This window comes from Psychromonas sp. MME2, assembly GCF_040566515.1.
GTDB lineage: Bacteria > Pseudomonadota > Gammaproteobacteria > Enterobacterales > Psychromonadaceae > Psychromonas.
Map to the genome: position 1 here is coordinate 459153 of NZ_JBEWXI010000002.1, position 26912 is coordinate 486064.

Here is a 26912-nt window from a genome sequence, read left to right on the forward strand (position 1 = left end):
TTTTACTTATACCAATTCCGGTAAGTATGTGATCTATATTTTGCGCAGGAAAAACAGCTTAATTCAAGGCGTAATTTGACGTAAATGGTTATTCCCTTTGCGAAAATTACAACGCAGCAGTAAGTTGTTTTAACCAGTAAAATAGATCAGCTATTTATCGAAATTGGTATTACCTGCTCATTTTTATATTTTCACTCACTTCTGCTATTTTTTATTCGCAGAAGGCGTTGTTTTTAAGGATGCAGATGTTACTCGATCAAATTGAAGTAGTTGGATTTCGTGGAATAAATCGTTTATCAATCAATGTTAAAGAGTTGAGTGCCTTTGTCGGTGAAAATAGCTGGGGTAAATCGAGCCTATTTGATGCCTTATCATTGATTTTTTGTGGTACGCGTAAGAGCTATAAATTTGTCCATTCAGACTTTCATCAATCGCCCGATCCCGATATCACCAGTAGTAAGCATATTCAGCTTGTTTTTGCCTTTAAAGAGCAGTGGCAAGGTGAAGCTCAATTACGCCAATATAGATCAATCAATGAACTCTGGAGCCCATCATCTCACGGTCTAAAATATATTTATATGCAAGTCGATGGTGAGCGTTCAGAGGTTGGAAATATTAAAACCTATCGTTATTTTTTAGATAATAACGGCCAGAAAAAAGTTTTTACAAAGGAGAAGTTAGCAGAATTAGTAAGCGAGTTTACCTCTTTTGTGCCGGTATTACGGATGGGCGGCGAGTTTTGCAAAATAGAAGAGGAAGAAGCACTTGAGATTAGCGGAAAGCGTGCATATTGTGAAGCGCGAATCAAGCGTATATTTAAACGTTTAACGGGTTCATCCCAGCAGCTATCTAAGGATGAAATAGCGCGTGGTTATGAAGCGTTAAACTATCTTTTTGACCACTATTTATTTAAGCGTTATGGTAATTTTCATACGCAAATGATAGAGACGGAACATGAAGTGCCTAGCCAGCGTCCTTTCTCATTTCAAGCGTTGACCCATTTTAACGAGCTGTTAAAGACGGGCAACAAAAATGATCGCGCCATGTTACTGCTACTTTTTGGTGAATTTCTTGAAGTGCGTGGCGAGCATTTGCTGCGTCGAGGGGCTAGTCCCATTTTGTTATTGGAGGAACCTGAGAATAGCTTACATCCGGTTAATTTAGCGATTACTTGGCGTTTTTTCTCGCTTTTACCAATGCAGAAATTAATCTCTACTAATTCCAGTCAATTACTCTCCTTTGTGCCATTGAGTCGTATCCAGCGGTTAGTACGTCATCCTGATTTAATACAAAGTTATTCACTGACAGTGGATCATTTTTCTATTAACGATTTACGGCGCATCGCCTTTCATGTGCGCATGAATCACCCACAAAGCCTTTTTGCTCGGGCATGGCTATTAGTGGAAGGAGAGACCGAGACTTGGCTTTTAACCGAACTAGCGCACTCTTGTGGCTATCAGTTAGTGGTCGAGGGGGTGCAAATGATTGAGTTTGCTCAATGTGGATTGACCCCTTTAATTAAGCTAGCTCAAGAGTTGCATATTGAGTGGCATGTGTTAACGGACGGTGATGCAGCTGGGCAAAAATATGCGGCACGAGTTCAAGAAATGCTTTTAGGTAAAGAGTTTTTATCAAATCGTTTATCTGTTGTGCCTGCTTTGGATATTGAACATCTGTTTTTTGAAAATGGTTTTGCCGATGTATACCTTGAAGCGGCTAATTACAGTGAAAAAGAGTTAGCCAAGTTGTCGGCAGCGAAAATCATTGAGAAGGCGGTGCACAAGTATTCAAAACCGGGGTTGGGGTTGGCGATTGCCAGTGCCGTTGAGCAACGGGGAGTCGATTCGATTCCTCCCCTCTTAAAGCGGCTATTTGCTCGTTTGGCCGGGTTAGCCCGATCGCAGTCTGGCTAAGATCACTTAGCTATAAGTTTATAGGTTAGTTGATGCGCTTGCCCGATAAACGTTAAGCTATCATCTTTAAGCTGCACTTCTGACCAATCTGTAAATACCGTTGTCACTTGTTGTTCAACCGTATTTTGTAAATCTAGACAGATTTTTCTGGTGCTGCCCATTGCCACTATTTTTGCCGTCTTTTCCTGTAGTTCGAATGTACCAAAAAAATTATTACAGGCTAAATTTCCCGTCGCTTTGCCATTTTTGGCAATGTTTAGGGTGCTAGTAATTGATTTATCTACAGCTTGCTTATCAATACTAACCAATTGCCATGTCTGTTGCATTCAGCGAGGCTAACCACTTTATCCGTTGGCGCGCTACAGGCGGCTAAAAACAGGGTAAATAGTGAGATAATCAGTCGTTTCTTCATTTATTGCTCCTCTTTTGTGGCTCTTTTTTGTGTTATACGTCTGACGCTTTTCACATTAGTTAATTTTTTGATTTGTCTCATCACGCGTGATAAATGAATGCGGTTAAGAACGCTTAAGGTTAAATTAATGGTATAGAAGTGATTCGGTAACTCTAGTGTTTGTATATCGAGGACATTGGCATTGTTTTTAGCAATAACATTAAACAGCTTGGCAAGTCCCGCTTTATGGTTAACCATGACAACCCTAAGGTCGGTTGAATACTCATATTGATTAATAAAGTTCATATCCCATTCAACGGAGATATATTTATCTAATTCATTTTTAAAACCACTGACATTATGGCACTGCTTAAGGTGAACCACTAAGCCTTTTCCATGGCTAGTATGCGCGACGATCGCATCGCCCGGTAGAGGTTTGCAGCAGTTTGCATAGGATACCATCATATTTTCAGTACCTAAAATTGCACTTTGTCGACTCACTTGTTTGAATTCAGATTCAGTGAGTTGATCGATATTACCACGCAATCTTCTTGCAATAACAATACTGAGTAACTGACCGCTGCCTATCTTGTGTAATAATGAGTCAAAATCTTCTAGATGGTGATCAGCCATTACTTTATCGATATTTTCTTGGCTTATATCCGTTAAGTTGGTTTTGTTTAATGCTTGTTTTAATAAACGGCGCCCCTCTGGGATGGTAAAGGATTTTGGCTGCTGTTTTAGGTATTGGCGAATACTATTACGTGCCTTATGGGTGGCAACAAAATTTAGCCAATTGGCGCTAGGGTTAGGCTGTTTACCGGTGATTATTTGGATGGTTTGACCGCTTTCTAATTTATCACTTAATAGCACAAACTCTTTATCCACCTTTGCGCTGACACAGCGATGTCCAATTTTGGTGTGTAAAGCATAGGCAAAATCGACAGGGGTTGCCTGCGCGGGTAGAACAATAATTTCTCCCTGTGGTGTTAATACATGGATTTCGTTTTTGCCTAGTTCTTGCTTAATGTTCTCTAACAATACTAACGGATTACTGGTTGTATCTTCTTGCTCTGTAATGCCTTGTAGCCAATTGCGGGTTTGTAATTGCGCTGTGATGTTGGAGTTGCCTTTACCCTCTTTATAACTCCAATGCGCAGCTATTCCTTGCTTGGCCACCTCGTCCATATCTTCTGTGCGAATTTGAATTTCAATATTAACACCATGATGGGTGACTAATGTCGTGTGTAAGGACTGGTAACTATTGGATTTAGGAATTGCGATGTAATCTTTAAAAAACTCTAACTTAGGTTGATAAAGGTGGTGCATTTGCCCTAATACGCGGTAACAAGTGTCCAGATCTTTTACAATAATACGAAAGGCGTAAACGTCCATTACATCGTGAAACTGACACCCTTTTTTATGCATTTTTTGATATAAGCTAAAGAGATGTTTCTCTCGCCCAATGACATTTGCTTGAATAGACATATTGGTTAATGTCGTCGATATTTCATCGCAAATACTCTGGATAAAATCCTTACGATTGCCTCGAGCTTGACTAATCGCCTTTTCTAAAACGCGATAACGAGCGGGATGTTGTGCTTTAAAGGCAAGCTTTTCCAATTCGTTTTTAAGGTGGTGGAGGCCGAGTCTATCCGCGATTGGGGTAAATATTTCAAAGGTTTCGCGGGCAATGCGTTGGCGTTTATCAAGACGTAAGGAGTCTAGCGTACGCATATTATGGACGCGATCCGCTATTTTTATCAGCATCACTCGGAAATCTTTAGACATCGCGATTAACATTTTGCGGATATTTTCGGCCTGTGCTTGCTCTCTATTTTCGAAGTTAACTTTATCAAGTTTGGTAACTCCTTCGACTAATTCTGCAACGCTCGGATTAAAGGCTTCGGAGAGCTCCTGATGAATGACGTCGGTATCTTCGAGCACATCATGCAGCAATGCTGCCGCAATGGCTTCGTGATCCAGTTTCATTGATGCAAGAATTTCTGCCACTGCGACCGGGTGAGTGATATAGGGTTCACCACTGGCGCGGGTAACACCTTCGTGCGCGTTGTCCGCAAACTCGTAGGCTCGTTCAATAAACCGACACTGCTCGGGAGACAGATAAGATTGAATGATGTCATTAAGAGTTTGAAAAATCGACATTTGCTACCTTTATTAACGGCTGTTATAGAGAAACAGAATAGCTCTAATAGTAAAGCCAGTTTGTTTGCTTGGGAAGTCTAAATATCGACTTAATTTGTTTATTCTGCCCATTTTTTTAATTGCGCGATTTCAGCCGCCCAAATATCAGGATTCGTTGTCTCTAAAACCATGGGGATATTATTAAAACGCACATCTTGCATAATGTATTTAAAACAGGGCCACCCTATTTCACCCGCCCCCAATGGCGCATGGCGGTCCACACGACTAGCGAGGGGAACTTTACTGTCGTTGATATGCATGGCACTTAAAAATTCAAAACCGACACAATCTGAAAATGCTTTAAAGGTTTCTTCACAGGCTTCGATGGTGCGGAGATCATAACCAGAAACAAAAGTATGACAGGTGTCGAGGCAGGTGCCGACACGTGATTTATCATCAACATGTTCAATGATAGTGGCAAGCTGTTCAAAACAGAAACCGAGATTAGTGCCCTGTCCGGCAGTATTTTCAATCACGGCTTTAACCGATGTCGTTTGTTGCAGGGCCCAATTAATCGATTCTGCCACACGTAGTAGGCAATCATGGCTGTCGATTTTATTAAGGTGGCTACCGGGATGAAAGTTGAGCATGGATAAACCGAGTTGTTGGCAGCGCTGTAATTCGTCTAAAAATGCGAGACGTGATTTTTGCAGTGGCTCAGCTTCTGGGTGTCCTAAATTAATAAGGTAGGAGTCATGGGGTAATATCTGGTCGCTACTGTAATTATAACGGCTGCATGCTGCTTTGAACTTACGAATTGTTTCCTCATCAAGCGGCTTAGCATTCCATTGACGTTGATTTTTGGTAAATAGTGCGAAGGCGGTTGCGCCTAAATTATGGGCATTTTTAGGGGCATTAAATACGCCACCAGCAGCGCTGACATGCGCCCCAATATATTTCATAGTTCATTTCCGATAGTAAATTATTGTTATTGAGCGGTTATTTTAGAAGATGAACGGGTGATTGTACAGTTAGGCGGTAAACGCAAAGCAACGTTAATCATCTTGCTTTGCGTATATTTAATTTGGCGGATTTATATTTATTTTTTTACAGCACCGTTGATACTGATAGTTGTTCCATCGACTATCGCTTGGCGTAAAAGCGGTCTGTCGATTGTGTCGATCAGCGCATCATTTTCTTCATCGTTTTTAAGGCTAACATCGGTTTGATCAACCATTCGTTCTGAGAGGATATTTTTATCCGTTGCTGTTTCCGGGCGTTGGTATTCGCCTTGTTTTTTACTTTCATTTTGCCTAGTCACTTCCTCTTTTTTAACGGCTAGAGGTGCGGCGGTTGTTTTTTCACTTGCTGAAATAGTGGCACTGATCGGTAATAGCGTCACTTCGTTTATCTCTGCTTGATAGGCCGGCTTGCTCTCTGAAAAATGGGTGATGCCATCTTTGTCTGTCCAAGTATAAATTTCTGCAGAGATAGCTGATGTCGTAAAAAATGAAACGGTTAATAATGTTAAAAGAGCGCGCATAGGGTAGACTCATAAAAATTAAGTGGTTGACATTGTATTTATTTTGTTCGCAATAACAATATAATTTTTTTAAAAAGGAGGCCAAAATCATGTCTTGTAGTGGCTGTAATAACCATTTCTTTAAAGAAAAGTTAGGCCGTTGTCGCAGTTGTATGCTACTTAATTTTGTGTTGTTGCTAAGTAGCGCGATAGGTTGGTATTTTTGCTATCAATCATCCCCATCGCAAGTGACAACTATTGCCCTATTATTTGCACTGATAGGCAGTGGAGTCTTAATGGTTTTACATCTTAGCGCCTATTTATATTATCAATTAATGGGGCAAGATTAAGGTTTGTAGATAGCGCCTAAAATAGCATTTTTATAGGCGCCAGTGACCTCTTTTAAGGCAATAGGAATTTCATACAAACGTTGTTCTGCAAGCCATGCAAAGGCAACTGCTTCAACAAACATTGGATCAATATTCAATATTTGTGTATCGAGAACGGTGTGGTCGGGTAGCAGCGCTTGTAAACGCTGCATTAATAACGGGTTAAGTGCACCGCCACCACAGACGTAAACCGCACAGGGACTGGTTTGTAATTTTATTTGTTCAGTAATCGTTATTGCACTGAATTCGAGTAATGTGCGTTGCACATCGTGAGGAGTGAAATAATGGGGTGTTAATGCATGCAGTTGCTGCTGCAACCAAGAGAGATTAAATTTTTCTCGCCCGGTGCTTTTGGGGGCAGCTTGGGCGAAATAGGGATCGCTTAATAATGGTGCTAGCAGTGCCGGGGCAACTTTTCCCTGTTGGGCAAATTTAGCATCTTTATCAAAGTGTTTATCATGATGTAGATTGATCCACGCATCCATCAACATATTGCCCGGGCCAGTATCATAGCCGAGTACCTTTGTATCTGAATGCAGTATGCTGATATTGGCAATCCCCCCAATGTTTAGAATGACGCGATTACAGCCCTGTTTGGCAAATAGTGCTTGATGAAAAGCGGGTACTAGTGGTGCACCTTGTCCACCATAGGCCATGTCCATGCGTCTAAAGTCTGCAACGCAGGTGATGCCCGTTCGTGCAGCAATGAGATTCGCGTCTCCAATTTGTTGGCTAAAGGGGAGTGGGCCTTGTGGACTGTGAAAAATAGTTTGCCCATGGCTACCTATTGCGCAGATTTGCTCTGCACGGATATGGCTATCTTTGAGTAATTGATTAACAGCCGTGGCACAGGCGATAGCAAATTGATGATCCACTTCGCCGAGGGTTTGTAAATCTACTTTTTTATCTTGGCAAATTTGTAACAATTGCAAACGCAGCGACGGCGGTAAATCAATGCAACAGGCGGCTATCTGCTTAAAGCCACAACGGTCGCGTTGTGCGATCACCACGTCAATACCATCTAAACTAGTGCCGGACATCAAACCGATGTAGTATTGACCAAGCGCTGATTCGGGCAAGCTTTGCATTGGCTTAAATGACTCTGGAAAACTGTTGTTGACGTGCTTTATTACGCAGGTAGATATCAAAGCACATACAAATATTGCGAATGAGCAAACGCCCCTTAGGTTCAACGGTAATTTCCTGTGCTGACACTGAAACCAGTTGATCATCAATAAAACACTGCAATAACTTAATATCTTCAGCAAAATAGTGCGCAAAATCTAACGCGAAGCTTTTCTCAATCGCAGAGATATCTAACTTAAAATTACAAATCAGCTTTTTGATCACTTCTCGGCGAATTAAATCATCTTGATTGAGGCTAACACCACGCCACTGTGCATGTCCTAATTCGTTAACTTGCTGATAATAATCGGCTAATTTTTTTTGATTCTGTGAATAGGTATGACCAATTTGGCTGATGGCCGAAACCCCCATGCCCAGTAAATCGGTATCCTCTTGCGTGGTATAACCTTGGAAATTTCGGTGTAAAACCCCTTGTTGCTGGGCAATGGCTAACTCGTCATTAGGTTTAGCAAAATGATCCATGCCAATGAATTGATAGCCTGATTGGGTTAAAAATTCAATGGTGTGTTGCAACATAGCTAATTTCTCAGCGGGCTTGGGCATATCATCTTCATTAATTTTACGCTGAGCGGCAAAAAGGGATGGCATATGTGCATAATTGAAAATGGATAAGCGAGCAGGATCGAGCTCGACCACTTTTTCTAGTGTATGGGCAAAACTTGCTTTATTTTGCAAGGGTAAACCATAGATCATATCGAGATTGGTTGATTGAAATCCCTGCGCTTTTGCGCGTGCTAATAGCTTGACGATAAAGGCTTCATCTTGTTCTCGGTTGACTGCCTTTTGTACTGCTTTGTTAAAATCTTGAATACCTAAGCTAAGGCGATTAAAGCCTTCATTGGCAAGGTGATCGATGGTCGTCAATTCAATTTCGCGTGGGTCGACCTCAATGCTTAATTCAGCATTATCACTAAAATTAAAGTTATCACGTAGTAACGTCATTAAACGGCTAATTTGTGCCGGTAGTAAAAACGTCGGTGTGCCGCCACCCCAATGCAGTTGTGTCACGGTGCGTTTGTAAAATGTTGCGCTTGATTTTTTATCTCAATTTCAAGGTGATCTAAGTATTTATCTGCTTTCTCTTGATGACGAGTGATCACTTTATTGCACCCACAAAAATAACAAATCTTGTGGCAGAATGGAATGTGAATATAGATGGAAAGAGGGCGCTTCGGGTAGCTCTGAGTCGCCTCAAGCATCTGTGAATAAGTAAAGCGCTCATCGAACTCAAGTGCCGTTGGATAGGAGGTATAACGAGGGCCGCTGTAGTTATACTTTTCGATGATAGCCTGATCCCAGAGAAGCTTTTCCATTATAATTTCCCGCTCTTATATTATTATTGTTTGTTAAACAGAAAAGGTCTTTAACTGTATTGCCTCTGCAACGATCGATTCTTCTAACTCATTTTCAAACACGTTGCGCTGCCTATCTAACATTTTCAGTTTTTTCCCGACTATTTTTTTACGTGCATCATGTGTTGGCATATCTTTAACTTTATTAAAAAGGGTCGATAAAGCGGGATATTCTTTTTCTATATCTATTTTATTATCAATATCTAATGTTTCTAGCAATACGGTTAAACGGATCGCGGCTTCTGAGAGATTACATTGCTTTTGTGTTGTGGCATGGGCAATCAGGCGGATGCTTTCACAAATATTAGCATTACGCTGCTGTCTTTTTAATTGCCTCTGTATCTGTTGCTGCTGTATCGCCTGTTGTTGGATCGCTTTTAATGTTTGTATTCTACGAGTGAGTACTCCTATATAAAAGGCCAAAGAGATAATGATAACAACGGCAATAATGGCCAATATAATCTTAAAATCCATCACTTACTCGTATTTATTTAAATTCATCTAATGCAGAGCTTGCATCTTCAAACTGTTGTAACAGATCTTCTTCGCCATCATCATCGAGCCAGCCGAGTTGCTGCATTAATTGTTGGTGACGTTGCGTTTGCTTATTAACCCACGATTGATCTACCTGTGATAGTGTTTCGCCATTATCAAGTTGTTCAAGCAAGTCGTTAAGGCGATCATCATTTTCAATTAATGCCAGTTCTTTCTCTGGTGATAGTTTCACGGGAGCTGCTGCTTTGACGACTTTTACCTGTGGTTTAAGAACCGGTTTAATCTGTTGTTCGGGTTGTTTTTCTTCGATAAGCAGAGGGACTGCTTTTTGGCTGCCAATACGTTTATCATTTGCCGCTTGTCTAGCATTTTGCTGTTGCGTCTGTTTAGACTGCACCGCATTACGCGCGCCTGCCTTGTTACCTTTTAATTTCTCTTTGCGTTTACGCTCACGAGACTCTTTTGCCTGTGATGACGTTTCTTTGCGCTTGGGAGCTAATTTACTTTCTGAATTACCTGCATTGCGATTTTTTTTAGTACGAGACATGGTTGTTTACCTTCTATAAGAGCATGCTTATATATTGGGGGTTAATTAGCGCAGAATAGCAAATCTTAGATTTTTTAAAAAGCACAGATAAATGGCGTTTCTTAATTTGAAACGCCATGATTAATTTTGATAGCCTAATGTAGTGCCGATATGTACTTAGAAAGTAATTCAATATCGTTATCGGTGAGCTTAGCTGCAATATCACTCATCATTCCGTTCTGGTCATTATTACGTGCTTTGCTGCGGAAGCTTTCTAATTGTGCTTTTAAATAAGCAGGATATTGGCCTGATATTTTTGGAAATTTTGCCAGTGCAAGACCATTGCCGCGAGGCCCGTGACAGGCACTGCATGAAGGGATTCCGCGTTGTGGGTCACCGCCCATATAGAGATTGCGTCCGGGTTCAGCCAATTCTGCCGTGACGGTTTCAGGGGTCATGGTTTGCGTTTCAAAATAGGCTGAAATATCTTGCATATCTTGTTCTGATAATGGTGTAGACATTCCCATCATGATCGCGTTATTACGAATCCCCGTTTTGAATTCTTGCAGTTGTTTTGTTAAATAATCAGCATGTTGTCCTGCTAATTTAGGGTACATATCGGTCGGACTATTTCCATCTGTGCCATGACACGCAGCACAAGTCGCTGACTTAGTTTTACCCTCTTCAATATTTCCCTGTGCTTGTGTTGCGCCAGAGAAAGAAATTGTAATCATCAATGCCATTAATAATTTATTCATAACTATCCATTTTGTTCTTAATGTATGTACAATGTGGCTAAAATAAAACTTCTCTAGTTTACACAAATTTAATAAATTAACAATTTTGCTACACGGTAAAGCGAGGCATATCTTGGAATTTCCAAAAATACATTTTCAAAAAGCGCATTTTCTTATTAGTGCACCAGATATTCGTCATTTAGACAAGCATCTGCCAACGGAGAGCGGCATTGAAATTGCTTTTGCTGGACGGTCTAATGCCGGCAAATCTAGCGCACTAAATCGTTTAACGAGACAAAAAAACTTAGCGCGTACCAGTAAAACGCCTGGACGGACACAGTTAATCAATGTTTTTGAAGTTGATCCGGGTCAGCGCTTGGTTGATCTACCCGGTTATGGATTTGCAAAAGTTCCTCTGCAGATGAAGCTAAAATGGCAACGTTCATTAGGGGAGTACTTACAACAGCGCGAATCTTTAAAAGGGCTTGTTGTTTTGATGGATATTCGCCATCCCTTTAAAGATTTAGACCAGCAGCTTATTTACTGGGCTATTGATGCCGATATTCCGGTTTTAGTGTTATTGACCAAAGCAGATAAGTTAAAGCAGGGCGCGCGCAAGACAACGCTATTAAAGATGCGTGAAGAGGCATTGCGTTTTGAAGGTGAGGTGCAAGTTGAACTGTTTTCTTCATTAAGCGGTTTGGGTGTGGATACGTTGGAGAAAAAAATTGCTTCCTGGTACGCGGTAGACGCGTTGCAATCGCAAGTTCAGCAAGAGAGTGAAGAAAATAGTGCTCAGTAAAATTAATTGAGCACTATTGGTATTATACCCATGCATCATGGGTATATCTGTTGCTAAGCTTTTTGGGCTTGATAGGGAACATCTATTATAAAATGAGCACCTTCTGTTTCTGGAATATAGTGGATATCACCCTTTAACAATTGTTTAACAATATTGTAGACAATATGAGTACCTAGTCCACTTCCTCCCGCTCCACGTTTGGATGTCACAAAGGGCTCAAATATGCGATTTGCAATATCCTTTGGAATACCTTTTCCTGTATCTCGGTAATCAATCGTTAATAGATCATCGTGCTGTGTTACATCGATAAAAATTTCGCGTTTGCCATCCCAATCATCAAAGCCATGAATTAACGAATTAAGGATCAGATTAGAATAAATTTGCATGAAACTACCGGAAAAGCTGTAGATGGATAGCTCTTCAGGGCAATTCACATTAACCTGACAGCGACCTTGTTTTAGTTTGTGTTTTAATGAAGTCACCACTTGATGAATATTTTCATTTACTTTAAAGGAATAACAGGCTTCACTTGATTGGTCCACTGCTACCTGTTTAAAGCTGCGAACTAATTCTGCAGCACGGTTAAGATTGCTGTTTAGCAGGCGACCTGACTCTGATAAACGGTCGATAAAGTTATCTAAAAAGGATCGAGATAATGTATTGTTGTCGAGTTTTTGTTTTAAATCGTTGATTTCATCAAGTAGGAATGAAGCCGCTGTTACGCTGATCCCAATCGGCGTATTTATTTCGTGGGCAACGCCTGCAACTAAGCCACCTAAAGAGGCCATTTTTTCTGATTCAACTAATGTAAGCTGAGTATTTTTAAGCTGCTCTAAGGCTTTGTTAATCTGTTTGTTGCTTTCAGTGAGCGCTGCAGTACGAATATTTACTTTTTCTTCTAGCTTGTCATTTAGCTGTTTAATTTCTAGTTCTATTTTTTTCTGTGCGGTAATGTCATGCCCAAAACCAATTAAATATTTGATACTCATCCCCTCATAAAAGGCAGAAAAGGTCCACAGCAGTGTATTTGTCTCGCCCGTTTGATCATGCATGGGAATTTCAATGCTGTTAATGGTTTCATTGCGTTGTAGTTTTTTCAGGAGACTGTTTTTTTGTTCGTTCGTGGTAAATATATCTAGCCATCTCTTACCTATTAACTCCTCTTGGCTATAGCCTGTGATAATAACTGCAGCTGGATTGATGGTGGAAATTTTAAATTCTTGATCTAGACAGCAAATAATGGTGCTCGATGAGTTGATGACGGTGGCTGAAAAATCGCGTTCCTGCTGTAGTTCCTCAATGGCTACTTTTTTATCGGTAAACTCAGAAACAATGCGATTTTGCATTTTATTGAGTAAGAAGACTAATTCATCTAATTCATCGGAGGATTTCTGATGTTCGCCCATCGAGTTGTAATTCATTTTGATGAGTAGTGAGGTGAATATTACGTGTATAGAGTGCGATTTTATTAATGTGACGGATCACCATGTAATAGATAATTAATAAAATACAGATTGAAACGAGCATCGTTTTGATGGTTTGGGTGACTAATATGAGTACCGATTTGGCAATTAAGCGGTCATAAACTTTATTTAATGAAGCCGCTATAAATAAACGGCCTATTGTTTCATTTTGATAAACGAGGTCAAATGTATTTTGGATATCAAATTTATTTTTCTTTTCACCGAGCTCAATTAACGGGATTGCACTCTGACCAAGTACTTCATGCACACTAACATATTGCATATCAGAAAGTTGCATGATCCCTTCAAGTTGAATTTGAATTTGTTCTTCATCAAGGTTCCATAAACTGGCCGCAATTGGTTGTAAAAAGCTGGATTCTATCTGCGCAATACTCTCTTCTATCTTATTGACATCTTGTTTAAAATCCCATGTCAATTGTACCAAGGTGATAATAATGGCAAGGCTACTACTGCAAAGTAAGATATAAGCAAGCAGGCGAACAGATAAACTCCTTTTTATTTTTAACTGTTCGAAAATGAGAGGGAAATTATTTTTTTTCATTGTTATCCACAAAGAACCAAGTTAAACGACATAATAATCGTTAGTTTGCCATAGTGAATAGATTCTCACTAGACTTGCGTTGTTTAAATGTACTTTAATAATAAAAACATTGTAAAAAACTGTCCTTTAAATTTATTAAAGCGATCTCATCATACCTATTTGCATAATATTATGGTCATCGCTTGTTGAGGAAAAATAATAGAGAGCAAGGCGCATGATTGAGTAATAGCTGGCTATTACGATTGAATGCAACGCTGTTTTCTATTATTTTAACTAACAAGATAGATCAGATACTTATGTCGATTGGTATCAATTATCCATAGAGTTTTTATTTTACAGATATTGTTAAACTTTTTGCTGTTATGATTCTATTCTGTGATTTGGGTATAACATGTAACGGTTGTTTTTTTATCTTATCGCCCATATATCAGACATTAATCAACTTTTTAAATTAGAGAAGACTATGACTCAAGCAGAAATATCATCCATGACTAGAACATCTGATTTACCGCTATTCACACAAATTAACGTAGAGGAGATAGTCCCTGCGCTGCAAAAGGCAATTGCCGACAATAAAGCATTAATAGAAGAGAAATTGCGCACACTTACTCACTATACGTGGGATAACTTTGTCAATGTGCTTGATGAGGCAGATGATAATTTATCAAAATTCTGGTCACCTATTTCACATATGAATGCCGTAGTAAGCAATGATGCATTACGTAAACAACACGATGCATGTCTCCCTTTGTTTGCTGAATATGGCACCTATGTTGGCCAGCATCAAGGGTTGTATCAAGCGTACTTAAGTATTGCTAATAGCGACGAATTTATTCAATTAAAAACTGAACAGCAAAAAGTCATTAAGGATGCGCTGCGTGATTTTAAATTGGCAGGTATTGCACTCAGTGATGATAAAAAACAGCGTTATGGTGAGATTAAGCAGCAGTTGGCGCAGTTACAGTCACAATTTAGTAACAACGTAATGGATGCGACCTTAGCTTGGAGCAAATTAATTACCGATGTAGATATGTTAGCTGGATTGCCCGAAAGCGCATTAGCAGCCGCACAGCAAGCTGCACAGGAAAAAGGCAAAGAGGGTTATTTGCTGACTCTGGAATTCCCAAGCTACTTACCTGTTATGACCTATGCAAAAAATCGCGAGTTACGTGCAGAGGTATACCAAGCATTTTCTACGCGCGCATCGGATCAAGGTCCGAATGCTGGTGAGTTTGATAACAGCGATATTATTGAACAGTTATTGGCATTGCGTCATGAGCTTGCGTTGTTATTGGATTTTGCTGATTACGGTGAGTATAGCCTAGCGACAAAAATGGCTGAAAATCCAGAGCAGGTTATTGACTTCTTAACTCAGTTAGCTGAAAAATCATATCCTCAAGCACTCAATGAACGCGATCAAGTCTTGGCTTTTGCAAAGCAAATGGATGGCATTGAAGAGTTACAGGCATGGGACCTAAGTTATTACTCTGAGCTGTTAAAGCAGCATAAATATTCAATTTCAGATGAAGTTTTACGACCTTATTTTCCTGAAAACAGGGTGCTTGAAGGTCTTTTTGAGGTGGTCAAACGTTTATTCGGTTTAACGATTAAAGAGCGCATTGATGTAGACATTTGGCATAAAGATGTGCGCTTTTTTGATATCTATGATCAACAACAGGTGCACCTTGGTAGTTTTTATTTAGATCTCTACGCTCGTGAATTTAAACGTGGTGGCGCTTGGATGAATGATTGCCGGGTGCGCCGTCGTTTAGTTAATGGCGAGCTACAGCTACCCGTTGCTTACTTAACCTGTAATTTTAATAAACCCGTTGGTGGTAAAGAGGCGCTATTTACACATAACGAAGTGATCACGCTATTTCATGAATTTGGTCATGGTTTACATCACATGCTCAGTAAAATTGAATCTGCGGGCGTATCTGGTATCAACGGCGTGCCTTGGGATGCGGTTGAATTACCTAGTCAGTTTTTAGAAAATTGGTGTTGGCAACCACAGGCTTTAGCCTTTATTTCAGGTCACGTTGAAACGGGTGAAACGCTTCCTAAAGCACTGCTTGAGAAGATGTTGGCCAGTAAAAATTACAACAGCGCATTGATGATGTTACGTCAATTGGAATTCTCGCTCTTTGATTTTGTGTTACACCATCAATATATCCCAGAAAAAGGGGGGCAAATAGAGCAAGTTTTAGCCAATGTTCGTGAAAAAATAGCGGTGATCATTCCGCCTAAGTTTAACCGTTTTCAGCATAGCTTTAGCCATATTTTTGCCGGTGGTTATGCTGCAGGATATTATAGTTATAAATGGGCTGAAGTATTATCTGCCGATGCGTTTTCACGTTTTGAAGAGTTAGGTATTTTTAATGAACAAACCGGACAGGGGTTCATGCAAGCTATTCTTGAAAAAGGAGGAAGTGAAGAGCCGATGGTATTATTCAAGCACTTTATGGGGCGTGAACCGAATATAGACGCATTGCTGCGTCACTCGGGAATAGAATAAACAGGGGTAAAGGCTTGATGGTTTAATCGATCAAGCCGCTCTACTTTTTATACCAATTCCGGTAAGTATGTGATTTAGATTTTGCGCAGGAAAAACAGCTTAATTCAAGGCGTAATTTGATGTAAATGGTTATTCCCTTTGCGAAAATTACAACGCAGCAGTAAGTTGTTTTAACCAGTAAAATAGATCAGCTATTTATCAGAATTGGTATTACCACTCAATACCGGGCTGTGCTTTTACACCCGCCTTAAATGCGTGTTTTTCATTTAAGATTAAACTGTAAGTATCGACTGCGGCGATTAATTCTGGTGTTGGTCCACGGCCAGTTAAAATGACATTCATTTTTTCAGGGCGATTTTTTAATGCCAATAGCGTTGGTTCAATATCGAGATAGCGATATTTAAACATATAAGTAATTTCATCGAGAATAACCAGTTGATATTGCGGATCAGCTAATAGCTGCTCCGCCTTTTGCCATGCTCTTTTGGCACTGGCAATATCCTGTTGTTGGTTTTGTGTCTCCCAGGTAAAGCCATCACCCATGGCGTACCAATCCACATTTTTCTGTTGGCTGAAAAAAAGCTCTTCACCCGTTGACATTGCACCCTTTAAAAATTGTACCACGGCCACTTTATGACCATGACCAAGAGAGCGTGCTAACATGCCAAAGGCCGAGCTGCTTTTGCCTTTACCTGGCCCAGCCAGTAAAATAGTGACGCCTCGCTCTTCGTTGGCTGCCGCAATTTTCTGATCCTGTTTCTCTTTTACCGCTTGCATCTTTTTAAGATATTTATCATCACTCATTTATAACTACACCTTTTTATAATAAAAAGCCTACTTAACATAGCCATGAACTAATGGCGATGTTAAGTAGGCTGATGAATTCGGAAAGGATTAACTATTTGCTGGTTTGCTACGCATTAAAATAGTGTAGCCGATAAGGCCTGAAATAATAGAGGCGATTAGTACTGCAACCTTGGCAATAATTTGTGATTCAGGATCAGAAAAGGCAAGGTCGGTAATAAATAGCGACATAGTAAAGCCCATCCCCGCTAGGAATCCGGCACCAATAACATGTGTCCAGGTTACGCCTTTAGGCAGTTGTCCCCAATTGAGTATCGTCAATAATTTAGTAAATATCAGTATACCTAAAGGCTTACCAACGATTAAACCTGCTGCGATACCGAGCACAATTGGATTTGATAACTGATCGAGCATGCTGCTATCGATGATAACACCTGCATTACCTAAGGCAAAAAATGGCACGATAATTAATGTTGATAATGGATGTAGGGCTTCCTCTTTAAGTTGTAAAGGATTCGCGGCTTGAAAACTTAATAACTTGATTTTTTTAAGGGATTGGATCGCATGTTTAGATAAGGTGTCATCTTTATGATGGCGCTCAGTTTCTAAATCTTGTAATAACTTTTTAGTTTGCGAGAGATAGCTATCCATCGATATTTCTCGGCGAGAAGGTATAGTGAATGCGACGGCCACGCCTGCCACTGTTGCATGAACACCTGAGGCTAAAAAGCTTATCCATACAATCGACAAACCGATTGTGTAGTAGAAAATAGGGCTACGTACACCAATACGATTTGCGATCCCTAAAATAATGATCCCGACTAAACCGACGAGTAATTCGTTAACGAATATTTGCTCGGTGTAAAAGGCGGCAATCACTAACACCGCCATTAAATCATCCCCGATAGCAAGGGCAGATAAAAACAGCTTTAAAGTTAATGGGACACGACTACCAACGATCGCTAATACACCCAGTGCAAAAGCAATATCGGTTGCCATTGGTACACCCCAACCATTAGCAGAAGGGAGACCTGCGTTGAAAAAGTAGTAGATGCCTGCAGGAAGAAGTACGCCGCCCACTGCTGCAAATAAAGGTAGCGCTGCTTTTTGAAAGCTAGAAAGCTCACCATCTAATAATTCTCGTTTGATCTCTAAGCCAATAAAAAAGAAGAAAATGGCCATTAAAAATTCATTGGCAATTTTATGCAGATTGATCGCGTGTACTTTATCACTGAAACCCGTTGATACTTCCCATAGGGTGTTGTGCCAAAAGTGATGATAATTCTGTGGTGCTATATTCGCCCAAAAAAGAGCGATAGAGGCCGCGATAACTAATAATACACCGCCAGTTATTGGACTATGTAACCAGTGCCATTTATGTGAACTCATTGATGCTCCTAAAAATAAAAAATGTTCTTTCTATGTAAAATAATAGATAGAAAAACAAAATCGTGAACTGCTTCTCATTTATAATCTACAAGGTTTTTTCTTAAAAAAGAAGCAAAATCGTGACATTTTAAGTCGTTATATTATTTTGCCTTGTAAAGTATTATAGTTATGTAATGCATTTTGGTGTTTTATACTCTTGCAATTTTGAGATGCAAAGTCAGCAAGAAAAGCGTGTCAGTGTGCTAGGCATAACGTTAAAGTATAGATATGTTATAGCAATAGAGATTGAACTGGGTATATTTGTTGTTTTTTTGAGCTCATCATTTGGAAATGCTATGAAAAAGTTAATATTGGGTATTGCTGCCATTTTTTTATTGCTTCTCACGGGCATCTACTGGGTCGGCGTTGTCGCGGAAAGAGAAACCGTGAAAATGTTTGCGTTGAAGCAGCAACCGGGCAGCGAAAGTAAGTTAATTCGTTACCATCGAGGTTTTTTTACGGCAACCTCTGAAAGTGAAGTGAAAATGGTCCTTGATGATGGTCAAGATATTGTATTTCATATTTTCAGCAGTATTCAGCACTACCCCTATAAGGCGTTGATAAAAAACAAGCTAGTGGTTAAAGATGAACTGTTAAATAATAAAGTGGTTAGTTACTTTGGTCGTGAAGATTGGTTGGTGTCAGAGGATGAAATTGACCTTTTTGGACAGTTAAGTGGTCGCTTAATGGTCCCTTCTGGACGTTTTGAGAGTACCTCCGAGCTGTTTTTAAGCCAACCATTACAGCTTGATTATCAGTTTAACCTAGACGATTATTCGGGCACGGTTGATGTGATATTAGAGGGGCTGGAGTCGCGCGGTCAAGATACAGGTGTTACGTTCAGTGAAGTTAAATTCCATTCTAATTTCAACCTATTAGAGAAAGATGATGAATATGAATACCTTGTGGAAATCGCTAAGATGACTGCTAAACAGGCGCATCGAGTGATTCGTGTTGAAGAGATTAAATGGCAAGGAAAGAGTTATCTGAGTGACAAGGGTGAAAATATAAATAGCGACAATGAATTGTCTATGGGACGCTATCAAATAGGGCAAGATAATTCACATTTATTTACCGATAGCCGTATAAAAATAAATGTAAAAGGTTTATCTGCTGCTGCCTTTGAGCGCTTAACTCATGACCGAGTCAGTGAGCAGGACATTGCGCGAACCCTTTCTGATCTATTTGCCTATGGGGTGCAGTTAACAATCGCAGACTTATCCTCGCAGACCCCGTGGGGAGCGATTGATGGTGGTTTAGATCTAACCTTGCAAGAGGGGGCTGTATTAACGGAAGTGCTAGGTAATCCCTTTATGCTATTAGATTATGTTACGGGATCTATAAATCTACAATTACCCGAAAAGATCTTGCAACAGAGTGACTTAAAGCCACTGCTACGAGCAGCTTTACAGGCAGGTTTCTTGCGAGAAGAGGGGCAATCACTGCATTTTCAGACGCAGTTGCAGCTAGGTGAATTAACCGTTAATGGCCATAATATTCCCCTCTAGCAGTTATTGGCCGCCATTAGGCGGCTAATGGCTTTAGCGTAAAAAAGGGTTCAACGCCTTCTCTTTTCCTATCGTTGTTGTTGGACCATGCCCTGGATAAACAATGGTTTCTGATGGCAGTGTGAGTAACTTTTCTTTGATGCCCGTAATCAGTTGGAATTGATTGCCACGTGGGAAATCAAAACGTCCAATACCGCCGTTAAAGAGGATATCACCAACAATGATCTGTCCACTTTGTTGATCTAATAGGGCGATATGACCGGGTGTATGTCCGGGTATGTGCAGGACTTTTAATTTGATATTACCGACTTCGACGAGGTCATTCTCTGCTAGCCATTGGTCGGGAGTGAAGCTAGCCGTATTGGGAAAACCGAAGCGCTGACTTTGTGCTTCTAATTGATCCAACCAGAAGGCATCTTCCTTTTGTGGGCCAATAACTGGAATATTAAGCGATTTAGCAACCGCTTGTGTGCCACCAACATGGTCTAAATGACCATGAGTTAAGATGACTTTGGTTACGGTCACGCCCTGTGCGGCTACAATATCCAAAATATGTTGTTGATCGCCTCCTGGGTCAACAATGGCAGCTTGCTTTGTCTCTTCACAAATCACCAAACTACAGTTTTGTTCATAGGGGGTAACGGGGATCACAATGATTTTCATAATTTATCACTCTAAATAGCACAAGCTTCTAAACTTGCTCTGTTTGTAAACGTTGTTTTTTATCTTCGACAGCTTTCGCTAAATGAATATGATTCATCACATGCACCATGGCTTTCGCTGATGATTCAATAATATCCGTCGATAAACCGATACCATGGAATTTCTGCCCATTATAAGTTGCCACAATATCCACTTGCCCAAGCGCATCTTCACCATCACCCTTTGAGCTGATGTGGTAATCTAACATGTGAATATCTAAATCAGAAATGCGCATCAAACACTGGTAAGCCGCATCGATTGGGCCATTGCCCGTCGCCGCTTCGATAACTTGTTTTTGATCGCCAATGGTCATTTTTACGGTGGCTGTCGCCGTTGCATCACTGCCAGATAAGACGCTAATATGGTTTAATTTGTAATATTCAGGCTCAATATTTACCTTACTGAAAAAGAGTAACGCTTCCAAGTCGTAGTCAAATACTTGTCCTTTTTTATCGGCAAGCGCTAAAAAGCTATTATATAGCTCTTCTAAATCATAATCGCTATCTCGATATCCAAGTGCCTGCATGCGATGTTGAATGACATGACGCCCAGAGCGTGAAGTTAAATTTAATTTATTGGTTAGCAAGCCAACACTCTCTGGGGTGATGATCTCATAGGTGTTTTGAGATTTTAGGACGCCATCTTGATGGATACCTGAAGAGTGTGCAAAGGCATTCGCCCCTACAATCGCTTTATTCGCTTGAATCGGCATATTACATAATTGGCTGACTAATTGGCTGGTACGTGAAATTTCAATGGGTTTAATATTGGTCGTTAAACCGAGTTTACTTTTACGTGTTGCTAAAATCATTGCCACTTCTTCAAGTGAACAGTTACCTGCACGTTCGCCAATGCCATTCATTGTACATTCAATTTGTCGAGCGCCTTTTTCTACGGCGGTAATCGAGTTGGCAACGGAGAGACCTAAATCATCGTGACAATGGACCGAGATAACTGCTTTATCAATGTTTGGTACGCGATTAAATAAGGTTTCAATGATCCCGCCAAACTCACTAGGAATAGTGTAGCCAACGGTATCGGGAATATTCACTGTCTTTGCGCCAGCATTGATTGCCGCTTCCACCATGCGGCATAAATTATCAATCGGTGTACGCCCTGCATCTTCACAGGAAAACTCAACATCATCGGTAAATTTTCGTGCATACTTTACTGCATTCACGGCCATCTCTAGGACATCATCAAAGGACCGTTTTAATTTGCTCTCTACGTGTATCGTTGAGGTAGAAATAAAAGTATGAATACGGAATGCTTCAGCGACGCTTAATGCTTGTGCGGCTGCATCGATATCCTTAGTAAGTGCGCGTGATAATGCACAAACGCGACTATTTTTGATCTCTTTGGCAATGGTTTGTACCGATTTAAAATCACCAGGTGAAGAGATCGGGAAACCGACTTCCATAATATCTACACCTAAACGTTCGAGAGCAAATGCAATTTGTAGTTTTTCTTTTACGGTAAGGCTCGCGCTTAATGCTTGTTCGCCATCGCGCAACGTCGTGTCAAAAATAAGAACTTGATTGGACATAGGAAATCTCTCTTGTTTAGCTGTAAAATTTATACGTAGGTATAAAAAAACCCGCGCAAGGCACGGGTTTTGGAGTTCTAATTGATCTTATTCAGACTCCCGCCACCCGCATGCATTGAGCATCAGCAGTATCGTTGGCAGGCGTAAAAATATCGTTTTCATCAATTAATCTCAAAATATTTATTTGTGCTTAAATTAATACCGTTTTTTAACAAATGCGTCAAGCAATAGTTGCCTTTATTGCTAGGTGGTTACATTGTTCATACAAATTGATAACATGGTAGCTAGGCATCTTACTCGTCAGTTTATTGAGTAAGGTTGCGAGTATTAATTGTTGCTAATTGAAAAGAGGGATTAATGAAGGATTATAAAAAGCCACAGCCTGAAGCGTTACGCGAGCAGTTAACGGAATTGCAATTTTCGGTTACTCAAGAAGAGGGCACAGAGCCACCATTTCGCAATAGTTACTGGGACCATCATGGAAAAGGAATTTATGTCGATATTGTTTCTGGCGAGCCATTATTTAGCTCCCTTGATAAATTCGATGCCCATTGTGGTTGGCCGAGTTTTAGTCAGCCATTGCCAAAAACGCATTTAATTGAAAAAGTCGACAATAAACTATTTTCTACCCGCACAGAAGTGCGTAGTTTGCATGCAGATTCTCATTTAGGGCATGTTTTTAATGATGGCCCCGCGCCGACAGGATTACGTTACTGTATTAACTCAGCCGCTTTACGTTTTATACCATTCGCTGAAATGGAGGAGCAAGGGTATCAAGATCTATTAGTTATTTTTGACCAATAATTGCAACCTGTTTTTCTTATTATAGATGGCAAACTTATCACGAACTTGCTGTGGCAATCTCTCTTTGGTTACAAGAGTAAAACCAAGCTTATTGTAAAAAGGGGTGAGATGGGTGTATGAAAAACAGTAAATGGGCTGCGTTTGTAATGCTAATACGAGCTTAAGTAATTGTGTTGCATAGCCTTGTCTTTGATAATCGTGATGACAAACTACGCCGGTTAATAATAAATAGCTATCAATCGGCACGACCTTGGCACTACAAATAATCTCTTTAAATTGTAAAACAAACACAGACTCATTGTTGCTGGCGACCCCTTTTTTATAAAATTGTTTATAAAAAAGGTTAACCCAAGGGTATTTAATTTTATCCACAATAACAAACTGTAATTCGCTTCTATCCACAGAAACTCCTTTATTTTTTGTTTCATCATATGAATCAGGTAAACTATTGCTATCAAAAATATAGGGCATCATTATGATTGAACGCAATACCTCTCTGAAGGCTTTTAACACCTTCGCTGTTGAAGCGCAAACGCAGACGCTATTTCATTTTTACAATAGTGGACAGGTCAATGAGTTATTATCGCTTGTTAAAGCAGCACAACAAAGCAACCAACCCATTTTAATTTTAGGCGCGGGTAGTAATATTTTGTTCTGTGATGATTTTGACGGTTTAGTCATTAAAGTCGAATTAAAAGGTATTGCGATTCGTGAATCTGAAGATGCCTATTACTTACAAGTCGCAGCCGGTGAAAATTGGCATCAATTAGTGAGTAACTGCATTGAGCAGGGGATCGATGGACTGGAAAATTTAGCGCTCATTCCCGGCGTGGTCGGTGCGGCACCCGTACAAAATATTGGTGCCTATGGCGTGGAGTTTAAAGATTTTTGTGAGTCTGTTGAATACCTTGATTTGGATTCTGGTGAGTTTATCACATTGTCAGCAGCGCAATGTCTATTTGCTTATCGTGATAGCATCTTTAAAAGCGCGGCAATGCACAATGCGTTGATCACCCAAGTCACGATGAAATTAAACAAAGCGTGGTATGCACATAGCCGTTATGGCGTTTTAAACGATTTAGATGCCAATACTCCAGTGACTGCAAAGCAGATTTTTCAGTCAGTTTGCGATGCGCGCAATCAAAAATTACCCGATCCTGAGTTACTAGGTAATGCTGGCAGTTTCTTTAAAAACCCCGTCGTCACTCAACAGCAAGCCAACCATTTACTCAGTATATATCCCGCCATGCCCCATTATCCACAAGCAAACGGAGAAGTGAAACTCGCTGCAGGGTGGTTGATTGAACAGGCCGGTTTGAAAGGAACGCAGGTAGGAGGGGCTGCCGTTCATCAGTTACAAGCATTAGTGCTTATTAATAAAGATAACGCATCGGCGCAGGATGTTATCCAGCTGGCGGAGTTGGTACGTGCAAAGGTTGAAGACTTATTCAATGTTAGTTTACAGCATGAGGTGCGTTTTATTGGTAAGCGGGGCGAGACAAATCTACAGCAGGTACTCAATCATGTCTGAGCTTAACGAGCAAGGTAATGCACTGCTAAAATTATTGGCCGATGGCGAGTTTCATTCTGGAGAAAAAATCGGTGCGTTATTGGGTGTTTCCCGCACATCCGTAAATAACTATATCAAGGCGCTACAAGAGATTGGCTTAGATATTTATAAAGTTACAGGAAAGGGCTATCGTAGTGCCGTGGCGATTGAATTGTTAGATGAGCAAAAAATCAAGCAGCTTAGCAATACGAATCATGTGCATGTCGAGCAGATTTTAGACTCGACGAATCAATGGCTGTTAGATCGTATTGACAAGATCGACAATGGACAAACGTGCATCAGTGAATATCAACTTGCCGGACGAGGCCGACGTGGACGCACTTGGGTATCTCCCTTTGCATCGCATCTCTATTTCTCTCTATATTGGCGCTTTGATGCCGGAATCGAAAAAATTTCGGGTCTCAGTTTGCTGGTGGGCATTGCAACCGTTAATGCCTTAGAGAAAATGGGTATACATGGCGTTAGTTTGAAATGGCCCAATGATCTCTATTATCAAGGCAAAAAATTAGCAGGCATCCTAATTGAGCTAAAGGCACAGGCTACCGCTGCTTGCCACTGTGTAATTGGGATTGGCATTAACGTGCGTATGCCTCCAGAGCAAGCCAAGCTGATTGATCAACCTTGGATCGATTTAACCAGCATAAGTGCGCAAGCAATCGATAGAGATCAGTTGAGTGCTACCCTGATCAATGAATTACAGCAGCTATTGAGTGATTATGAGCAAAGCGGCTTAACGCCCTATATTAAACGTTGGTTTGAGTTAGATTGTTTTTTAAACAAAAGTGTCAATTTACTTATTGGTGAACAGGTAAAAACGGGAATTTGTCGAGGAATTAACCCGAGTGGTGCCTTATTGTTAGAGCATAATGGAGAAATTGAACCTTTCATTGGTGGTGAAATATCATTACGTTTAGCGGATTAGGTGTCACTAAAGCCATCAAGCAAACAAAAAAACAGCAACTTGTTTTGTTTTTGAGCAATCAAACAATAAATTGCTTTTTTTCTTAATAAACACTTGCAAGGTGAAATCAATTTCTCTATTATTCGCACCACTTAGACGGCGCCGACTTAGCTCAGTCGGTAGAGCAACTGACTTGTAATCAGTAGGTCACCAGTTCGATTCCGGTAGTCGGCACCATTTAAGTCTAGGAGGGGTTCCCGAGTGGCCAAAGGGAGCAGATTGTAAATCTGCCGCGAAAGCTTCGATGGTTCGAATCCGTCCCCCTCCACCATATTTTCTCTCACTTGCCACAGTGAGTTTAGTAACTAACAATGCCGATGCATTGTTTTTTGCTATAAGATGCATCTTACGCGGGCATCGTATAATGGCTATTACCTCAGCCTTCCAAGCTGATGATGCGGGTTCGATTCCCGCTGCCCGCTCCAAGTTTTATTTGAAGATGGAACTTCCGATGTTCTCTATGTACCTAAAAACTCAGAAGATTTTACCAGCCGCGTGTTTGCTAAATACAATGTTCGTCAATATAATGATGTTTTTGCAATAGATAACTGGCGAAGCGAATTTGCAGGGCCGATGTTTAATGAACTTGATACGGTAGGATTGTATCAAGGGAAAGGTGCAGGCACCCCTAAACTTGGGGTTGGAGTTGATCTTATAGGGGATGCTAAGGGGATTGATTTAAGTCGATGGCAACAACAGGAGTTAGCTGTTGAAGGAACAATAAATACCTTTAGCCGTACGACTAGATATTCTGATGGTTCTACATTGCCATCGCAATGTATTTCCTATGATCTAAAAATAAACAACGTTGGCTCACCTACAACAGGCGAAAATGTGCGTATTAATTACAATTTTGGTCAGATGAAGTTGGGAATGCCTTCCCCGATTGAGTTAGTTATGCCCTGGAAATTTTAATGTTTAAAAAATTAATTACTTTTGTCTTTTGTTTGTTTTTACTCCCTGTTGCTATTGGGAGTGAAAGTGATGTGATAAAGCATATTGATAATCTTCTGAATGATTATCAAAAGAGAGATTGTGAGGGTTACTATGGCGAATGGTATGCACCAGATTATGCTGACTGTCAAAATCTTTATTTTGCGTTTAAAAACAGCATTGGAGTTTCGACAATACAGTGGGATTCACAGCAAAAAGCTAAATTGCTTGAGCGTCTGTGGCATTCTAATTCCGCTTTATTAGCAGAAAATAGATTATTTAGAACAAGGCTGGCAGCATCCATCGCTAAACTCCCTGAAGAGCAGAGGGGCTATCTTACAAATGAAGAGCTTGAAAAGTTGGCGTTTAAGCAACTTATGAATACACCAACCTATATTAGATACGATTCTATTTATATTTTGGGTGATTTGGGTAAAAGAAGCTATTTAGATGTTCTGATACGTCTAGCAATTGAAAACCAAGATGGCGCTGGTTCTGTAGCCGTTACATCAATCAATCGTATTATTCCTGATAGAAGAGAATTACGGCCGATCTTGTGGGATATTCGTGGTCAGACAAAAGATATAAAATTTTCAAAATGGCTTGATAAGTATATGAGCAAAAGAGGAGGCTGGCAAATGAAAGAGGCTGGACATCCATAAACTTTGACTTGTTTAAAAGCGAGCTCTACCTTTTAG

The 26912-nt window shown here is 40.3% G+C and carries 26 protein-coding genes, 3 tRNA genes and 1 pseudogene; 13 read left to right on the forward strand and 17 right to left on the reverse strand.

Translation table 11 applies throughout. The features are described from left to right. The first annotated feature begins 245 nt into the window (after positions 1-245). The gene (locus AB1A03_RS02515) at positions 246-1913 is read left to right on the forward strand and encodes a DUF2813 domain-containing protein (protein ID WP_354623003.1); all 1668 of its coding nucleotides are present in this window, start codon (positions 246-248) and stop codon (positions 1911-1913) included. A gap of 2 nt (positions 1914-1915) precedes the next feature. On the opposite strand, the gene AB1A03_RS02520 is transcribed toward AB1A03_RS02515, so the two are convergent. The 5 genes from AB1A03_RS02520 to AB1A03_RS02540 all read right to left on the reverse strand — a co-directional run bounded on the left by AB1A03_RS02520 (position 1916) and on the right by AB1A03_RS02540 (position 5992). Then, positions 1916-2239: an META domain-containing protein gene (locus AB1A03_RS02520; RefSeq protein WP_354623004.1), complete on the reverse strand. Its 324-nt coding sequence runs from the start codon at positions 2237-2239 to the stop codon at positions 1916-1918. After that, positions 2194-2325, reverse strand: a complete 132-nt coding sequence (locus tag AB1A03_RS02525; protein ID WP_354623005.1) for a hypothetical protein — start codon at positions 2323-2325, stop codon at positions 2194-2196. Before AB1A03_RS02525 ends, AB1A03_RS02520 begins: the two co-directional genes overlap by 46 nt. Beyond that, positions 2326-4470 carry a RelA/SpoT family protein gene (locus AB1A03_RS02530; RefSeq protein WP_354623006.1) on the reverse strand — a complete coding sequence of 715 codons (2145 nt, stop codon included), beginning with the start codon at positions 4468-4470 and terminating at the stop codon, positions 2326-2328. Positions 4471-4568: 98 nt separating this feature from the next. Further along, complete coding sequence (gene nfo, locus AB1A03_RS02535; protein WP_354623007.1) at positions 4569-5411, reverse strand: deoxyribonuclease IV; 843 nt, start codon at positions 5409-5411, stop codon at positions 4569-4571. Between the two features lie 137 nt (positions 5412-5548). Further along, positions 5549-5992, reverse strand: a complete 444-nt coding sequence (locus tag AB1A03_RS02540; RefSeq protein WP_354623008.1) for a DUF4124 domain-containing protein — start codon at positions 5990-5992, stop codon at positions 5549-5551. Positions 5993-6081: 89 nt separating this feature from the next. Between AB1A03_RS02540 and AB1A03_RS02545 the strand changes: the two genes are divergently transcribed. Further along, the gene (locus AB1A03_RS02545) at positions 6082-6321 is read left to right on the forward strand and encodes a DUF3624 domain-containing protein (RefSeq protein WP_354623009.1); all 240 of its coding nucleotides are present in this window, start codon (positions 6082-6084) and stop codon (positions 6319-6321) included. Here AB1A03_RS02545 and AB1A03_RS02550 read toward each other — a convergent pair. The 5 genes and pseudogenes from AB1A03_RS02550 to AB1A03_RS02570 form a co-directional block, all read right to left on the reverse strand. Beyond that, positions 6318-7448: an anhydro-N-acetylmuramic acid kinase gene (locus AB1A03_RS02550; protein ID WP_354623010.1), complete on the reverse strand. Its 1131-nt coding sequence runs from the start codon at positions 7446-7448 to the stop codon at positions 6318-6320. The two genes, AB1A03_RS02545 and AB1A03_RS02550, sit on opposite strands and share 4 nt — an antisense overlap. Positions 7449-7452: 4 nt before the next feature. Then, a pseudogene (gene hemN / locus AB1A03_RS02555) lies at positions 7453-8792 on the reverse strand (oxygen-independent coproporphyrinogen III oxidase). A gap of 60 nt (positions 8793-8852) precedes the next feature. Next, positions 8853-9332: a DUF2489 domain-containing protein gene (locus AB1A03_RS02560; RefSeq protein ID WP_354623011.1), complete on the reverse strand. Its 480-nt coding sequence runs from the start codon at positions 9330-9332 to the stop codon at positions 8853-8855. A gap of 13 nt (positions 9333-9345) precedes the next feature. Beyond that, positions 9346-9900 (reverse strand): Der GTPase-activating protein YihI, encoded by a 555-nt coding sequence (yihI, locus tag AB1A03_RS02565; protein WP_354623012.1) that lies wholly within the window; start codon positions 9898-9900, stop codon positions 9346-9348. A 134-nt stretch (positions 9901-10034) separates the two neighbouring features. Next, on the reverse strand, positions 10035-10637 hold the full coding sequence (locus tag AB1A03_RS02570) for a c-type cytochrome (protein ID WP_354623013.1): 603 nt from the start codon (positions 10635-10637) through the stop codon (positions 10035-10037). 112 nt (positions 10638-10749) lie between these two features. On the opposite strand from AB1A03_RS02570, the gene yihA reads away from it, so the two are divergent. Then, on the forward strand, positions 10750-11418 hold the full coding sequence (gene yihA / locus AB1A03_RS02575; RefSeq protein WP_354623015.1) for a ribosome biogenesis GTP-binding protein YihA/YsxC: 669 nt from the start codon (positions 10750-10752) through the stop codon (positions 11416-11418). A 53-nt stretch (positions 11419-11471) separates the two neighbouring features. Here yihA and AB1A03_RS02580 read toward each other — a convergent pair whose 3' ends face one another. Then, the gene (locus AB1A03_RS02580; RefSeq protein ID WP_354623016.1) at positions 11472-12824 is read right to left on the reverse strand and encodes a PAS domain-containing sensor histidine kinase; all 1353 of its coding nucleotides are present in this window, start codon (positions 12822-12824) and stop codon (positions 11472-11474) included. Then, the gene (locus AB1A03_RS02585) at positions 12796-13443 is read right to left on the reverse strand and encodes a hypothetical protein (protein ID WP_354623017.1); all 648 of its coding nucleotides are present in this window, start codon (positions 13441-13443) and stop codon (positions 12796-12798) included. Before AB1A03_RS02585 ends, AB1A03_RS02580 begins: the two co-directional genes overlap by 29 nt. Before the next feature lie 463 nt (positions 13444-13906). Between AB1A03_RS02585 and prlC the strand changes: the two genes are divergently transcribed. Continuing rightward, entirely contained in the window at positions 13907-15958 is a 2052-nt protein-coding gene (gene prlC, locus AB1A03_RS02590; protein ID WP_354623018.1) for an oligopeptidase A, read from the forward strand. 210 nt (positions 15959-16168) lie between these two features. Here the strand turns inward: prlC and cobO are convergent, their stop codons facing one another. Both cobO and nhaA read right to left on the reverse strand, forming a co-directional pair. Then, positions 16169-16762, reverse strand: a complete 594-nt coding sequence (gene cobO, locus AB1A03_RS02595) for a cob(I)yrinic acid a,c-diamide adenosyltransferase (RefSeq protein WP_354623019.1) — start codon at positions 16760-16762, stop codon at positions 16169-16171. A gap of 90 nt (positions 16763-16852) precedes the next feature. Further along, positions 16853-18151 (reverse strand): Na+/H+ antiporter NhaA, encoded by a 1299-nt coding sequence (gene nhaA / locus AB1A03_RS02600; RefSeq protein WP_354623020.1) that lies wholly within the window; start codon positions 18149-18151, stop codon positions 16853-16855. Between the two features lie 335 nt (positions 18152-18486). Between nhaA and AB1A03_RS02605 the strand changes: the two genes are divergently transcribed. Continuing rightward, positions 18487-19698 (forward strand): DUF945 family protein, encoded by a 1212-nt coding sequence (locus AB1A03_RS02605; protein ID WP_354623021.1) that lies wholly within the window; start codon positions 18487-18489, stop codon positions 19696-19698. A 33-nt stretch (positions 19699-19731) separates the two neighbouring features. On the opposite strand, the gene AB1A03_RS02610 is transcribed toward AB1A03_RS02605, so the two are convergent. Continuing rightward, positions 19732-20361, reverse strand: a complete 630-nt coding sequence (locus tag AB1A03_RS02610; RefSeq protein WP_354623022.1) for an MBL fold metallo-hydrolase — start codon at positions 20359-20361, stop codon at positions 19732-19734. 28 nt (positions 20362-20389) lie between these two features. Beyond that, the gene (leuA, locus tag AB1A03_RS02615; protein ID WP_354623024.1) at positions 20390-21946 is read right to left on the reverse strand and encodes a 2-isopropylmalate synthase; all 1557 of its coding nucleotides are present in this window, start codon (positions 21944-21946) and stop codon (positions 20390-20392) included. Positions 21947-22303: 357 nt separating this feature from the next. Here leuA and msrB point away from each other — a divergent pair, with 357 nt between their 5' ends. Further along, complete coding sequence (msrB, locus tag AB1A03_RS02620) at positions 22304-22750, forward strand: peptide-methionine (R)-S-oxide reductase MsrB (protein ID WP_502945902.1); 447 nt, start codon at positions 22304-22306, stop codon at positions 22748-22750. Here msrB and AB1A03_RS02625 read toward each other — a convergent pair. Beyond that, positions 22730-23152, reverse strand: a complete 423-nt coding sequence (locus AB1A03_RS02625; RefSeq protein ID WP_354623025.1) for a GNAT family N-acetyltransferase — start codon at positions 23150-23152, stop codon at positions 22730-22732. The two genes, msrB and AB1A03_RS02625, sit on opposite strands and share 21 nt — an antisense overlap. Positions 23153-23225: 73 nt before the next feature. Here AB1A03_RS02625 and murB point away from each other — a divergent pair, with 73 nt between their 5' ends. The 7 genes from murB (at position 23226) to AB1A03_RS02660 (ending at position 26876) form a co-directional block, all read left to right on the forward strand. Beyond that, a complete protein-coding gene (gene murB, locus AB1A03_RS02630) occupies positions 23226-24281 on the forward strand; it encodes a UDP-N-acetylmuramate dehydrogenase (RefSeq protein WP_354623026.1) in 1056 nt (351 codons plus the stop codon). Continuing rightward, positions 24274-25242, forward strand: a complete 969-nt coding sequence (gene birA, locus AB1A03_RS02635; RefSeq protein ID WP_354623027.1) for a bifunctional biotin--[acetyl-CoA-carboxylase] ligase/biotin operon repressor BirA — start codon at positions 24274-24276, stop codon at positions 25240-25242. Before murB ends, birA begins: the two co-directional genes overlap by 8 nt. 140 nt (positions 25243-25382) lie before the next feature. Next, positions 25383-25458 (forward strand) — tRNA-Thr (locus tag AB1A03_RS02640). Positions 25459-25468: 10 nt separating this feature from the next. Beyond that, positions 25469-25552 (forward strand) — tRNA-Tyr (locus AB1A03_RS02645). A 79-nt stretch (positions 25553-25631) separates the two neighbouring features. Further along, a tRNA-Gly gene (locus AB1A03_RS02650) sits at positions 25632-25706 on the forward strand. 70 nt (positions 25707-25776) lie between these two features. Continuing rightward, positions 25777-26196, forward strand: a complete 420-nt coding sequence (locus tag AB1A03_RS02655; protein ID WP_354623028.1) for a hypothetical protein — start codon at positions 25777-25779, stop codon at positions 26194-26196. Further along, positions 26196-26876 (forward strand): hypothetical protein, encoded by a 681-nt coding sequence (locus tag AB1A03_RS02660; RefSeq protein WP_354623029.1) that lies wholly within the window; start codon positions 26196-26198, stop codon positions 26874-26876. The genes AB1A03_RS02655 and AB1A03_RS02660 overlap by 1 nt, the downstream gene beginning before the upstream one ends. Positions 26877-26912: the final 36 nt, after the last annotated feature.